Genomic DNA, 13,435 nt, shown 5'->3' with positions numbered 1-13,435 from the left:
GGCCCCCTGCTCGCCCGCCTCGGACGATCCCCCGTGTCGCCCGAGGCAGACGGCATCCCCGGCTGAGACCGCGCGGCCCCGGCCGGACGCTCCGAGTATAGTTGGCTGGCAGCCAGTCAACGCAGGAGTTACAGCATGTCCCCGCGCAGCGCCTCGGTCAATGAAGAGTTGCGGAGACGTTCGAAGGAGCGGCTTCTGCAGGCGGCGGTCGAGCTGGTCGACGAGCGCGGGTTCGAGGCGACGACGCTCGGCGACATCGCCGACCGGGCGGGTTCGGCGCGCGGTCTGGTCTCGTACTACTTCCCCGGCAAGCGCCAGCTCGTGCAGTCCGCCGTGCACCGGCTGATGCACCGCACGCTGGAGGAGGCGCTGGAGCGCGAGCCGCGCACCGAGGACGGCCGGGAGCGGATGGCGCGGGCCATCGACGCGATCCTGGGCCTGGCCGGGGACCGGCCCGTGCTGATGCGCCAGCACATGGCCGGGCTGCTGGAGGCCGAGGGCTTCGTGCCCTGCCCGGAGCAGCGGCGGCTGGCCGAACTGCTGCGGGACACCGTCGCCCGGCTCGGGTCGCGGGACGTCGACGGCGACTACCCGATGCTGCGCGCCCTGCTGATGGGCGCCGTGTACGCGGCGCTGGTGCCGGGGGCGCCGATGCCGGTCCCGGTGCTGCGGGCCGAGTTGTTCACGCGCTACCGGCTCGACTGGGAGCTGGGTGTCCCGCCGGAGACCGGAGCCTCCGACGGGACGGGCGACCGGGATCTGTCGCGGTTCTTCGCGACCGGGGCCGTACCGGGGTACGGCCCGGAGGGTCAGTCGAAGTAGTCCGGCTGTGTCTGGACGTTGAGTTCACGCAGGTGGACCCGGCGGGCCGGGTCCGTGCGCCGGTCGTCGATCTTCAGTACGTCGAAGCCCCTGGCGTACTCGTTCGACCAGATGTAGCCGTTGTAGTAGTACGCCGACCATGAGCCGCCCGACTTGATCGTGTCCGTGGTCAGCGGGCCGCGGTCGAAGTAGGCGATCTCCTTCGGCTTGGCCGAGTCGGTGAAGTCCCAGACGGAGACACCGCCCTGGTACCAGCCCTGGACCATCAGGTCCTTGCCCTTCACCGGGATCAGCGAGCCGTTGTGGGCCACGCAGTTCTCGGTGTCCGCCTGGTGGCGGGGGATCTTGAAGTAGCTGCGGAAGACGAGCTTGCGCTTGTCCCCCTTGCCGACGATGTCGTAGATGCCGTCGGCGCCGCGGTTCGGTCCGATCTCCGCGTTGCAGGTGGCCGCGCCGCCGCCGCCCAGTTCATCGGTGAAGACGACCTTGTCGGCCTTCTGGTTGAAGGTCGCCGAGTGCCAGAACGCGAAGTTGACGTTGTCCTGGACGCGGTCGATGACCTTCGGGCGCTCCGGGTCCTTGACGGAGAACAGGATGCCGTCGCCCATGCAGGCGCCCGCGGCCAGGTCCTTCGACGGCAGCACGGTGATGTCGTGGCAGCCGGTGGTCTTGGAGACACCCGGGTTGGTGGGTCCGCCCGGGTTGCCGCCGCCGTCCGGTCCCTCACCGGGGAACAGCACGGGGAAGCCCACGACCTTCGCCTTCTCGGGGGCGTTGCGCGGCACCTTGATGACGGAGATGCCGTCGTGCGGAGGCCGGCAGTCGGGGTAGGCGGCGTTCGGCGAGTACGAGGAGACGTAGACGTAGACGTTCCGGCGCTCGGGCACCAGCGTGTGGGTGTGCGAGCCGCAGGCGGTCTCGACGGCGGCGACGTACCTCGGGTTGCGCTTGTCACTGATGTCGAAGACCTTCATGCCCTCCCACGAGGACTTCTCGGTCGCCGGCTGGGTGGTGCTGGTGCAACTGCTGTCGCTGCGCGAGGAGTCGGTGGACAGGAACAGCAGGTCGCCGGAGACGGAGATGTCGTTCTGCGAGCCGGGGCACAGCACCTGGGCGACGGTCTTCGGTGCCTTGGGGTTGCTGATGTCGAAGATGCGGAAGCCGTCGTAGTTGCCCGCGAACGCGTACCTGCCCTGGAAGGCGAGGTCCGAGTTCGTGCCCTGGAGCACGTCCTTGGGGACGAATGCCAGGTGCTGGATGTTGTCGGAGTGGACGATCTCGTCCTGGGCCGGTATCTCGCCGTTCTCGATGGCCTCACGGACCTCGGCCTGGGCGCTCTTGGAGACCTTCTTCGGCGCGGGCGGCGCGTCCCCCGGGTCGGGGGTGGCCCCTGCCGGTGCCGCTGTGAGGAGCGCGGCCAGCAGTCCACCGGCGGCCGCGACGACGCCCAGGCGTCTGCGGCGTGTTCTGCGGTCGTTCAACAGGATCACTGTTTTCCTCCCTGGTTCCGTTCACTGCGGAACGGTTCACGCACCACGCAGTATCGTCTTCGCCATGCACATACCAACAGGGGGCAACAGAATCGCAATGAAGTTTTGCGATCAATGACCCGCGGAAGCGTGCCAGTACGCCGTCCGCAACACGAGGTGCGTCCCAACTCGCCTACCACAGGAGGTCGTTGTGCTCTTCCGCCGCGTGTCTCGTGCGTCCGCCGTCACGACGGGACTGGTCGCCCTGGCCGTGTTCGCGGCCGGGGGCTGTGACTCCGGTCCGGACCGGAAGCCGGCCGCCGCCGACGGGCCCGCCGTGATCGCGCCGGGCGAGCCCGGCGAGGCGAACCGCACCCTGTCCGCCGAAGAGGCCGCCGACCAGAACCCGGAGAACGACTCCCCCAACGCGGCGGACGTCTCCTATGCCCGCATGATGATCGAGCACCACGCCCAGGCCCTGGTGATGACCGAACTCGCCCCGAAGCGTGCCGAGTCGAGCAAGGTGAAGCGCATCGCCGAGCGCGTCGCGGCCGGCCAGAAGCCCGAGATCGAGGCCATGAAGGGCTGGCTGAAGTCGTACGGCAAGCCCCTGAAGGCCGAGCGGCACGAGCACGCCACGATGCCCGGCATGGCGACCGAGGCCCAGCTGAAGAAGCTCCGCGCGGCCGACGGCAAGGCCTTCGACCACCTGTTCCTGACCCTGATGACGACCCATCACCAGGGCGCGATCACCATGGCCACGGAGGTGAAGGGGCAGGGCAACAACATCCGCGTCGAGGAGATGGCCGACGAGGTGATCGCCCAGCAGACCAGCGAGATCACGCGAATGCGGGACATGCTCTGAACCCGTGGACGCCGATGGGCCCAAGCCTCCCGCACGGACGTCGACGTCGGCGATGAGGAAGATGGATCCGGACATCCCTCGGGCCTGTCCGGCGGATCATGTGACTTCTCGCGCGACGGCACGTTGGCATGTTCATGGGGCGGGGAGATCTCACGAACGAGGAATGGGCCCGGCTGAAGCCGCATCTGCCCAAGGCCGGTCAGCGCGGTGGGCGTTGGGCAAGCCACCGCAGGATCATCAACGGGGTCCTGTACCGGAACCGGACTGGGGTGCCGTGGCGGGATCTGCCTGCGAGGTTCGGCAAGTGGAAGACCGTGTACGAGAGGCACAGACGCTGGTCGGCGGACGGCACGTGGGACAAGATCTAGGCGGCCGTCCTGGCTGACGCGGATGCCCAGGGCCGCATCGACTGGTCCATGGTGAGCGTGGACTCCACCACCTGCCGGGCCCATCAGCACGCCGCCGGAGCACGCAAGAAACCACCGCGGGTGCCGGGAAAAGACGCACGCCCCGGCAGCACCGCCCCGACGAGGGACTCGGACGCTCCCGGGGCGGCCTCACCTGCAAGATTCACCTCGCCGGAGAAGGTGGACGCCGCCCTCTGGCCTTGCTGATCACCCCGGGCCAGTGGGGCGACGCCCCGCAGCTCATCCCCGTCATGGAACGCATCCGCGTCGATCGGCTCAGCGGCAAACGCCCCCGCACCCGGCCAGACCACCTCGGCGGCGACAAGGCCTTTTCCTCACGGCGTAACCGCCGATACCTACGCAGACGGCAGATCAAGCACACCATCCCCGAGCCGAAGAACCAGCGGGCCAACCGCCAACGCCGCGGCAGCAAGGGCGGACGGCCCACCGGCTTCGACAAGACGATCTACAAGCGCAGAAACGAAGTCGAGCGCACGATCAACGCCCTCAAGAACTTCCGGGCCGTTGCCACGAGGTTCGACAAGCGTGTCTACGTCTTCCAGGGCACCGTGACCGTCGCAGCGATCCGGCTCTGGCTGCGGGGGTAGATCCATTATCCCGGTGCGGCGAGGCGCCTGTCACCATTCTCCGGAATGATCTTTACACCCGATTTGCGCCTCTAGGCTTGCGGGCGGACACAAAGCACGGATCCGACCTGGGAGTTGAGAGTGACGCACGACGTTGCCGCACTGACAGCGGAACTCACGGATATGGCTGCGGCCGATCACCAGTTGGCAGTCCGCGCGAACAGCGACGACCCCGCCGAGCAGCTGGCCTGGCGGCGACTAACTGCCCGGCACGGTGACCGGCTCAACGAGATCATGGACGAGTACGGCTGGCCGACGGCGGAACTGGTCGGCGAGGAGGCAGCACGCGCGGCATGGCTCATCGCTCAGCACGCCGACCGGCAGCTCGACGTTCAGCGTCGCGCCCTCCAGCTGATGCAGCAGGCGGTGTCGGCAGGCTCGGCCAGCCCGCGCGAGCTGGCCTTCCTGCGCGACCGCACGCTGGTCAATGAGGGCCGCAAGCAGGTCTACGGAACTCAGATCGCCGGCGTGAAGGACGGGGCGCCGGTCCCGTGGCCTTGTGAAGAGCCCGAGCGCATGGACGTACTCCGTGCGGAAGTCGGCATCGAGCCCTTCGACGAGTACGTCGCCCAATTCTCCATGGCTTGACGCCCCCTTCCCGGTCGGGTCCGGTGGATCACTGCCCGGGCTCACCCGCCGCGGGCAATGATCCACTGGACAGGCCCTCAGGCGGTAAGGACTTCCAGCGCGGCGGCGTGCACACCCGGCGCGGCGGCGAGGTAGCTCTCGCCCGCCAGTTCCCACGGTTTGCCCTCCTCGCTGTCGCCGTCGGCGTCGGGCTCGCGGTAACCGGTGCGGTGGAGTTCTTTCGATATATTCGGCGCCGCAAGAATCCTGACACGCCAGACGATGTCGTTGCCGAACATCATTGAGGCCGTGCGCGACGGGGCGCGAGCAGGCCCGCGTCCCGGGCCTGGCCGATCAGCCTCAGCGACTTGCGGCGGCTGTGCCCGGTCGCGCACATCACGGCGAGGACCGGGTCCGCACCGTCCTGCTGGGCCGCGCGGTACTCCTGTGCCACCAGCCACCGCCCCTCGGCGCCGCCCGGCCAGACCGGCCGGGCCCGGCGCCCCGGGCTCGCACATCCCTCGGGAGCCGGGCCCGCACCGGCGCCGCACGCCTCGGCCAGCGATTCCTCGAACCAGTCGGCGAGCACCGCCAGGTCGTCGAGGGACAGCGCGGGCAGGGCGCGTACGTCCTCGACACCGACGCATCCGCCGGCCACGACCACCAGCGCGTCGACGTGGGCGCCGTCCGTGAAGGCGATCCGGACATCGAACCACCGCGTGGCGTCCTCGTTCTCCCGCACTTCCCACGCGGGCCGCACGGACACCGCGCTGTCCACCGGAGAGCGATCAGAAAGATTAAGAAAGGATGCTTCCAGCACACACGGAACGTAACCGCATGATCACATTCGCTATAGATCCGACACGCACCCCGGTCGGAGCACAGCACCCTGTCAGCGGAGCCCGGCCGGTGCGATGCTGGAGACATCAGCGCTCTCCGGAGATCCCCCGGGATCCCACGGGTAAGGAGTTCCGCCGTGCTGCGAGTCGCCGTCGTAGGCTCCGGGCCGAGCGGGTGCTACACCGCCCAGAGCCTCGTCCAGCTTGACTCCGGGGTGTGCGTCGACGTCCTGGACCGGCTGCCGTGCCCGTACGGCCTGGTCCGCTACGGCGTGGCACCCGACCACGAGAAGATCAAGTCGCTGCAGAACAATCTGCGCGCGGTCCTGGAGCACGACCGGGTCCGGTTCCTCGGAGGTGTGCAGGTGGGCCCCGGCGGGGTGCCGGCCGCCCGGCTGCGGGAGCTCTACCACGCGGTGGTGTACTGCGTGGGCGCCGCCACGGACCGGCATCTGGGCATTCCCGGGGAGGACCTGCCGGGGAGCTGGTCGGCGACGCAGTTCGTGTCCTGGTACAGCGCGCACCCGGACGCCGTGGACGGCGGCTTCCTGCGGGACGCGCGGTCGGCCGTGGTCATCGGCGTGGGGAACGTCGCCGTGGACGTCACCCGCATGCTGGCCCGGGGGCTGGCCGAGCTCAGCCCGACCGACATGCCGCAGGCGGCCCTGACCGCGCTGGCGGCGAGCCGGGTGACCAAGATCCATATGGTGGGCCGGCGCGGCCCGTCCCAGGCCCGCTTCACCACCAAGGAGCTGCGCGAGCTGGGCACCCTGCCGGGGACCGACGTCGTCGCGGACCCGGCGGAGCTGGCGCCGGACCCGGGGTACACGGACCCGTCCGCGCTGCCCGCCCCGCAGCGGCGCAACGTGGAGGTCGTGCGCGGCTGGGCCGAGTCACCGCCGGCAGACGCCCCGCACCGGATCCACCTGCGCTTCTTCCTCCGACCGGTCGAACTGCTCGCCGAGCAGGGCCACGTGGGCGCGGTGCGGTTCGAGCGGACGGCACCGGACGGGCACGGCGGTGTGACGGGCACGGGCCGGTACGAGGACATCGAGGCGCAGTTGGTGCTGCGCTCGGTGGGCTACCTCGGAGTGCCGATGGAGGGGCTGCCGTTCGACGCGAAGACCGGCACCGTGCCGAACCTGGCCGGACGGGTCCTGCGCGAGGGCGTCGTCACCCCGGGCGAGTATGTGGCCGGCTGGATCAAACGCGGCCCGACGGGCGTGATCGGCACGAACCGGCCCTGCGCGAAGGAAACGGCGATGTCCCTCCTGGAGGACGCCCCGCTCCTCGCCGCCGGGGACGTCCCCCAGGACACGCTCACGGCCCTGCGCGCGGCGGGCGCCGACCCGGTCGAGTGGACGGGCTGGCAGTCGATCGAACGAGCTGAGGCGAAGCTGGGAGCGTCGCTCGGACGCGGAGTGGTCAAGCTTCCGGACTGGGAGTCCCTGCTGAACGCCGCACACAGCAAGGTTCCTTAAGGGGCAAGCCTCCCGGCCTGCCTCCCCGCCGCATCGAGCAGCGCGTCCAACAGCCCCGGAAACAGCCCTTCCAGATCATCCCGCCGCAACCCGTTCATCTTCGCCGTCCCCCGGTAGACCTGCCGGATCACCCCACTCTCCCGCAGCACCCGGAAGTGATGCGTGGTCGTGGACTTCGTCACCGGCAGATCGAAATGCGAACAGGACAACTCCCCGCTCACCGCGGCAAGCTCCCGCACGATCCGCAACCGCATCGGTTCGGAGAGCGCGTGCAGCACCTCCTCCAGCCGGATCTCGTCGCACTCGGGATGCCGCAGGGCGCGGCTGCTCACGGCGGGGGACGTCATGGTGACTCCACTTCCTGGGGGACCTCCATAGTACGAGAACCATCGTAGTTTGACATCCACCGTACTACGATGCCTATCGTACGAGTCGACACCGGCCCCGCAATGAATGGAGTCCGCCGTGACCGCGCTCTTCGAGCCCTGCACCCTGCGCGATGTGACGATCCCGAACCGGGTGTGGATGCCCCCGATGTGCCAGTACTCGGCGGCACCGGAGGGCCCGGAGGCCGGCGCCCCGAACGACTGGCACTTCGCGCACTACGCCGCCCGCGCGGCCGGCGGCACGGGCCTGATCATCGTCGAGGCCACCGCCGTGTCCCCGGAGGGCCGCATCTCCCCGTACGACCTCGGCATCTGGAACGACACGCAGGTGGAGGCGTTCCGCCGCATCACCCGCTTCCTCGCCGCTCAGGGCACGGTGCCTGCGATCCAGCTCGCACACGCCGGCCGCAAGGCCTCGACGGACCAGCCCTGGAAGGGCGGCGCCCCGGTCGGCCCGGACGCGTACGGGTGGGACTCCGTGGCGCCGAGCCCCCTCGCGTTCGACGAGCGGCATCCGGTCCCGGCCGAGCTGACCGTCGACCAGATCAAGGACGTCGTCGGACAGTTCGCTGCCGCGGCCCGCCGCGCCCTCGCCGCCGGTTTCGAGATCGCCGAGATCCACGGCGCCCACGGCTACCTGATCAACGAGTTCCTCTCCCCGTACTCCAACCACCGCGCCGACGCCTACGGCGGTTCGTACGAGAACCGCGTCCGCTTCGCCCTCGAAGTGGTGGACGCCGTACGGGAGGTGTGGCCGCAGGACAAGCCGCTGTTCTTCCGTATCTCGGCGACCGACTGGCTCGAGGACGGCGGCTGGACCGCGGACGACACCGTCCGCTTCGCCGCCGACCTGCGGGCCCACGGCGTCGACCTGCTGGACGTCTCCAGCGGTGGCAACGCCTCCGGCGCCCGGATCCCCACCGGCCCCGGCTACCAGGTGCCCTTCGCCGCCCGGGTGAAGGCCGAGACGACCCTGCCGGTCGCCGCGGTGGGACTGATCACCGACGCCGAGCAGGCCGAGAAGATCCTGGCCAACGGCGAGGCGGACGCGGTCCTGCTGGGCCGGGAACTGCTGCGCAACCCCTCGTGGGCCCGGCACGCGGCGCGGGAACTCGGCGGTGAGGTCCGGGTGCCGGACCAGTACCACCGGTCGGTCTGACCGGCACCCGGATCTCGGAGCAGCTGGTACGTCAACCAGCCGTGCACGCCTTCCCGTTGAGCGTGAACCCGGCCGGAGCGGCGCTGTTGCCGCCGTGGCTCGCCTGGTAGCCGATGCTCACACTCGCGCCCGGCGCGATCGTGCCGTTGTACGTCACGTTGGTGGCGGTGACCGCCCCGGACGACGGAGCGTACGTGGCGCCCCAGCCGCCCGTGACGGTCTGGCCGGCGGGGAGCGTGAAGCCCAGCTTCCAGCCGTTGACCGTCGTCGTACCGGTGTTGGTGAGGGTCACGGACGCGGTCAGGCCGGTGTTCCAGGCGTTGACCGTGGACGTCACCTTGCAGGCGCCGGGCTGGGGCTGCGGCGCCGGGCCCGAGCTGTCCAGGCCGAAGAAGGTGAGCACTCGGGACGCCATGCCATGGGCGTACAGGTTGTGGCCGACGCCCTGGAGGCTGATGGCTTCCACGGGCGCCCGGTCACCCGTACCACCGTAGCGGGTGCGGGTCCAGCCGGACTGGGGCGTGTCCGTGGCGGTCGGCGTCTGGCTCACGCCGTGCACGTTCGTCCACTGCTTGATCTGTTCCCCGAAGTTGGGGTAGCGCAGGACGTCGTCCTGGGTGCCGTGCCAGATCTGCATCCGCGGGCGGGGACCGGTGTAGCCGGGATACGCGCCCCGGACCAGATCACCCCACTCCTTGGGGGTGCGGGTGAGCGTGCCGCCCGAGCAGTCGCTGTTCCACTCGGAGCCGTCGGTGGTGGCGAAGCAGGCGAACGGGACGCCCGAGAAGGCGGCGCCGGCCGCGAACACGTCGGGGTAGTCGCCGAGCAGGACGTTCGTCATCATCGCGCCGGAGGAGATGCCGGTGGCGAACACCCGGCCGGTGTCGGCGTCGTAGGTGCGGGTGACCCAGTCGATCATCGACTTTATGCCGACGGGGTCACTGCCGCCGCCGCGGCGCAGCGCCTGGGGCGAGGAGACGTCGAAGCACTTGCTGCTGCGGGTGACGGACGGGTAGAGCACGATGAACCCGTACTGGTCGGCCAGCGTGTCGTACTCGGTGCCGTTGTACATGTCCGGGCCCGAGCCGGTGCACCAGTGCACGGCGACCACGACCGCCGGGTTCGGCGTGACGCTCTCCGGCACGTACAGGTACATCCGCAGGTTGCTGGGGTTCGTACCGAAGTTCGTGACCTCGGTGAGGGCCGCGGCGGGTACGGCCTCCTCGCGGGCGGACCCACCGGCCGGCTCACGGGCGGCGGCCGAGGGTGCGGTGAGCACCGTGGCCGCGAGCATCGGCAGCAGCGCGGCGACGAGCGCGAGGAGGATCGACCGCAGCGGTCTCCTCGCCGTGGGACGGGGGGTGGCAGGCACGTCCGTGTCCTTCCGTTGTGGGGTGCGGCTCGCAGGACGTCGTACGGCGGTTCAGCAGGTGGAGTTCGTCTGGGTCAGCAGGGCCGGCCGCCAGGGCAGTCGGTAGTACTCGCCATTGGCGGCGGGGTCCATCCCCTGATAGAGGAACCGCAGGCGGCACGGGTCGATCGTGAGGGTCTGGTCGACACCGGCGCGGATCATCTCGCCATGGCTGAAGTCCCTGGTCCAGGCCGGCTGTCCCGCCTCGAAGGTGACGTTGCCGGAGCGGGCGAACGGGTTGGCCTCGGTGTCGGCGAGCGGTGTCCAGGCGCCGCCCAGGCTGTCGGCCCGCCAGGCCCGGAACCAGCGCCGCCAGTCGGATCCGGTCGCGAGCGCCTCGACGAGCATGAGGTAGCCGCTGCCGTCGCCGAGCCGGTAGACGTTGCCCGCCTCGAAGAGGTCGAAGCGGTTGGGCTCGGACAGCACGATGGCGGTGTCGCGGAAGCCGTTCGGGAACGCGGCGAGACTGGTGCGCGAGCGGTACTGGTGGCCGTTGCCGTCCGAGAAGAACAGGTAGCAGTCCGTCCGGTCGCAGATCGTCCAGAAGTCGAGCCAGGCGCCGTCGCCCTTGTTCTCGGTGACGATCGGCGGCTCACTGCCGAAGAAGTCGCGCGGCGCGCTCCAACTGAGCGGGTCCGAGGGGTCCTTGGTCGTGGAGTAGGACGGTGGCCCGGTCTGGTAGACCATGTACCAGGTCCGCTGGGGCGCGAAGTAGAACACCTGGGGCGCGGCGGCGTACCGGTCACCGATGTTCGGGTTGGTGTCCAGGAACGTCTGCGGTGCCGAGGCGGCCTCGGACCACTCGGTGAAGCTCGTGTGTCCCAGGCTCCAGCGTCCGGCGGTGTCGGCGGTCGTGAAGTAGACGTGCCAGCGGTCCCGGTAGCGGAAGACCGTCGGGTCCTTGACCGAGAGGATCGGGTGGGCCGCGTCCGGCCTGGGGCTGATCAACGGGCCGCTCGACGACCATGTGAACGACCCAGGCAGCGAGCTCTCGCGGCCGGGCCGCGCGGTGCCGGCGGCTGCCGGTCCGGGCGGCACGGCAAGGGCGCCGACGGCCACCAGCATGAACACGAGTCCACCGACGAACGTACGCATGCGCGGAGTCCTCATCGACCCGCCCTCTCGTGAAGGGAAGCGTTCGTCGGCATGGTGACATGCACATGGCCTTCATGGAAGCGCTCCCACACCGCCCTCGTGACACCACCCGCGCTGACCAGGAGCGGCCGAATGTGTTCTGCGCGAGGCGTTGACTAGAAAGCGCTTGCCCCCTACGTTCCGTTCAGCAGTGTGACCGCGACCTCCGGGTCGGTCGTACACAGCACGCGCGGTGAACAACATGGCGAACGTCATTCATGTACATGACCATCTGCACCATGACGGCACCACGAAGGGACGCACCCCACATGCGTACTCCCCCACGCACACGCGTACACAGATCCACCCTGGCTGTCGCCGCCGCGTCCGCGTTGGCGACCGTGGCGGTCCTGGCCGTTCCCCAGCCGGCCGGGGCCGCCGAGACCTCGCCGATCGGGTTCGGCGCGGGGACGACCGGCGGCGGCAGCGCCTCGGCGGTCACCGTCTCCACACTGAGCGCCTTCAAGTCGGCGGTGACCGGCGACTCGGCCAAGGTCGTCCGGGTCAACGGCCTGATCTCGCTGAGCGGTCAGGTCGACATCGGGTCCAACACGACCGTCCTGGGCGTGGGTTCGGCGTCCGGGTTCACCGGCGGCGGACTGCGGCTGAAGAAGGTCTCGAACGTCGTCGTCCGCAACCTGAACATCAGCAAGCCGGTCGCGCCCGCCGACGGCATCACCGTCGAGGCGTCCACCAAGGTCTGGATCGACCACAACTCCTTCTCGGCCGACCGTGATCACGACAAGGACTTCTACGACGGTCTGCTGGACGTCAACCACGGAGCGGACAACGTCACGGTGTCCTGGAACACCTTCAAGAACCACTTCAAGGGCTCGCTCGTCGGCCACAGCGACAACAACGCGAGCCAGGACACCGGCAAGCTGAAAGTGACGTACCACCACAACCACTTCGCCAACGTGTACTCGCGCATCCCCAGCCTGCGCTTCGGCACCGGGCACTTCTACAACAACTACGTCGAGGGCGCCGACACCGCCTGCCACTCGCGCATGGGCGCCCAGATGCTGGTCGAGAACAACGTCTTCCGCTCGACGAAGGTCGCGGTCACGACGAACCGCAGCAGCGACGTCGACGGATACGCCAACCTGCGCGGCAACGACCTCGGCGGAGCCGCGACCGAGGTCTCGCGCGTCGGCGGCTTCACCAGCCCGCCGTACGGCTATACGGCGGAGCCGGCCTCGTCCGTCGTCACCTCGGTGACGTCGGGTGCGGGCGCCGGAAGGCTCTGACACCCCGTCCGCCCGGACACCCCACCTCGCTCCTCACCGAATCACTCACTCCCTCAGACGACAGAAGGAATCGGGACATGACTTCTGCGACACGTCCGCGCGCCCGCAGGCGCGCGCTGACCGGCGCGCTGGCCACCCTCGGCCTGTCGGTTGGCATGATCATGACTACCAACGCGCCCACGGCGAGCGCCGCCACCTGGCCGACCCCCAACGGCAGCCAGGGCACCTCCACCACCATCTCCGTCTCCGGTACCAAGGACTACGGGATGAAGCGGTACTACGGGACCGGCGCCCTGGCGGGTGACGGCCAGGAGGAGGGCCAGGACCCGATCTTCAAGCTCGCGGACGGCGCGGTGCTGAAGAACGTCATCCTCGGCGCCCCCGCGGCCGACGGCATCCACTGCGAGGGCAGCTGCACGCTGCAGAACGTCTGGTGGGAGGACGTCGGCGAGGACGCCGCCACCTTCCGCGGCGGCAACGGCGCCACGTACCAGGTGATCGGCGGCGGCGCGAAGAAGGCGGCGGACAAGGTCTTCCAGCACAACGGCGGCGGCACGCTGAACATCTCCAACTTCGCGGTGCAGGAGTTCAAGACGCTCTACCGCTCCTGCGGCGACTGCTCCACGCAGTACACGCGCAAGGTCAACCTCAGCAACATCGACGTGACCGGCACGGGCTCCACCGCGCGCATCGTCGGCATCAACGTGAACCGCAACGACGCGGCGACGCTGCGGGGCATCACGATCCGCAACGACTCCGGCCGCAAGGTCGTCCCCTGCCAGAAGTACAACAACAACACCGCTGTGGGGTCGGGACCCGACAGCAAGAACTGCCTGTACTCCACCTCGGACGTCACTTACAGGTAGACCCCCCACGGTGAAGGCGGCCGTGCGCGGCGTCCCGGCGGGCGGTCTGGCCGGACGTCCTCGTCCTTCGTCCCCCACGCTTGCGCGGACCTCCCCCGTCCACTCCCTCTTGTAGTTGGTGTATGCCACCCACAC

The 13,435-nt window shown here is 69.5% G+C and carries 13 protein-coding genes and 1 pseudogene; 8 read left to right on the top strand and 6 right to left on the bottom strand.

Features of this window, described 5'->3' with window-relative positions; translation table 11 throughout:
• The first annotated feature begins 135 nt into the window (after positions 1–135).
• Positions 136–822 (top strand): TetR/AcrR family transcriptional regulator, encoded by a 687-nt coding sequence (locus ACZ58V_RS20075; RefSeq protein WP_468189122.1) that lies wholly within the window; start codon positions 136–138, stop codon positions 820–822.
• Here the strand turns inward: ACZ58V_RS20075 and ACZ58V_RS20070 are convergent.
• A complete protein-coding gene (locus ACZ58V_RS20070; protein ID WP_468189120.1) occupies positions 810–2,312 on the bottom strand; it encodes an LVIVD repeat-containing protein in 1,503 nt (500 codons plus the stop codon). The two genes, ACZ58V_RS20075 and ACZ58V_RS20070, sit on opposite strands and share 13 nt — an antisense overlap.
• A 190-nt stretch (positions 2,313–2,502) precedes the next feature.
• Between ACZ58V_RS20070 and ACZ58V_RS20065 the strand changes: the two genes are divergently transcribed.
• The 3 genes and pseudogenes from ACZ58V_RS20065 (at position 2,503) to ACZ58V_RS20055 (ending at position 4,798) form a co-directional block, all read left to right on the top strand.
• The gene (locus ACZ58V_RS20065; protein ID WP_471291169.1) at positions 2,503–3,156 is read left to right on the top strand and encodes a DUF305 domain-containing protein; all 654 of its coding nucleotides are present in this window, start codon (positions 2,503–2,505) and stop codon (positions 3,154–3,156) included.
• Positions 3,157–3,290: 134 nt separating this feature from the next.
• Positions 3,291–4,171 (top strand): annotated as a pseudogene (locus ACZ58V_RS20060) (IS5 family transposase).
• Between the two features lie 120 nt (positions 4,172–4,291).
• Positions 4,292–4,798 (top strand): DUF6624 domain-containing protein, encoded by a 507-nt coding sequence (locus ACZ58V_RS20055; RefSeq protein ID WP_471291167.1) that lies wholly within the window; start codon positions 4,292–4,294, stop codon positions 4,796–4,798.
• 77 nt (positions 4,799–4,875) lie between these two features.
• Here the strand turns inward: ACZ58V_RS20055 and ACZ58V_RS20050 are convergent, their stop codons facing one another.
• Together ACZ58V_RS20050 and ACZ58V_RS20045 are read right to left on the bottom strand one after the other, a co-directional pair.
• Complete coding sequence (locus tag ACZ58V_RS20050; protein ID WP_471291165.1) at positions 4,876–5,076, bottom strand: hypothetical protein; 201 nt, start codon at positions 5,074–5,076, stop codon at positions 4,876–4,878.
• Complete coding sequence (locus ACZ58V_RS20045) at positions 5,076–5,543, bottom strand: DUF6214 family protein (RefSeq protein ID WP_471291736.1); 468 nt, start codon at positions 5,541–5,543, stop codon at positions 5,076–5,078. The genes ACZ58V_RS20050 and ACZ58V_RS20045 overlap by 1 nt, the downstream gene beginning before the upstream one ends.
• Positions 5,544–5,753: 210 nt before the next feature.
• On the opposite strand from ACZ58V_RS20045, the gene ACZ58V_RS20040 reads away from it, so the two are divergent.
• A complete protein-coding gene (locus tag ACZ58V_RS20040; protein ID WP_471291163.1) occupies positions 5,754–7,097 on the top strand; it encodes an FAD-dependent oxidoreductase in 1,344 nt (447 codons plus the stop codon).
• On the opposite strand, the gene ACZ58V_RS20035 is transcribed toward ACZ58V_RS20040, so the two are convergent.
• Positions 7,094–7,444, bottom strand: a complete 351-nt coding sequence (locus tag ACZ58V_RS20035; RefSeq protein WP_471291162.1) for an ArsR/SmtB family transcription factor — start codon at positions 7,442–7,444, stop codon at positions 7,094–7,096. The two genes, ACZ58V_RS20040 and ACZ58V_RS20035, sit on opposite strands and share 4 nt — an antisense overlap.
• 118 nt (positions 7,445–7,562) lie before the next feature.
• Here ACZ58V_RS20035 and ACZ58V_RS20030 point away from each other — a divergent pair, with 118 nt between their 5' ends.
• Positions 7,563–8,642 carry an NADH:flavin oxidoreductase/NADH oxidase gene (locus tag ACZ58V_RS20030; protein WP_471291160.1) on the top strand — a complete coding sequence of 360 codons (1,080 nt, stop codon included), beginning with the start codon at positions 7,563–7,565 and terminating at the stop codon, positions 8,640–8,642.
• A 31-nt stretch (positions 8,643–8,673) separates the two neighbouring features.
• Here the strand turns inward: ACZ58V_RS20030 and ACZ58V_RS20025 are convergent, their stop codons facing one another.
• Positions 8,674–9,969, bottom strand: a complete 1,296-nt coding sequence (locus ACZ58V_RS20025) for an extracellular catalytic domain type 1 short-chain-length polyhydroxyalkanoate depolymerase (RefSeq protein ID WP_471291733.1) — start codon at positions 9,967–9,969, stop codon at positions 8,674–8,676.
• Positions 9,970–10,065: 96 nt separating this feature from the next.
• A complete protein-coding gene (locus ACZ58V_RS20020; RefSeq protein WP_471291158.1) occupies positions 10,066–11,148 on the bottom strand; it encodes a glycoside hydrolase family 62 protein in 1,083 nt (360 codons plus the stop codon).
• Between the two features lie 308 nt (positions 11,149–11,456).
• On the opposite strand from ACZ58V_RS20020, the gene ACZ58V_RS20015 reads away from it, so the two are divergent.
• Complete coding sequence (locus tag ACZ58V_RS20015; RefSeq protein WP_468189101.1) at positions 11,457–12,434, top strand: pectate lyase family protein; 978 nt, start codon at positions 11,457–11,459, stop codon at positions 12,432–12,434.
• Between the two features lie 77 nt (positions 12,435–12,511).
• Complete coding sequence (locus tag ACZ58V_RS20010) at positions 12,512–13,300, top strand: pectate lyase (protein WP_382839847.1); 789 nt, start codon at positions 12,512–12,514, stop codon at positions 13,298–13,300.
• Positions 13,301–13,435: the final 135 nt, after the last annotated feature.

This window comes from Streptomyces sp. NPDC040589 (genome assembly GCF_055594445.1).
The sequence above is the reverse complement of the archived record's forward strand: the minus strand, read 5'-3'. Positions and strand labels throughout refer to the sequence as shown.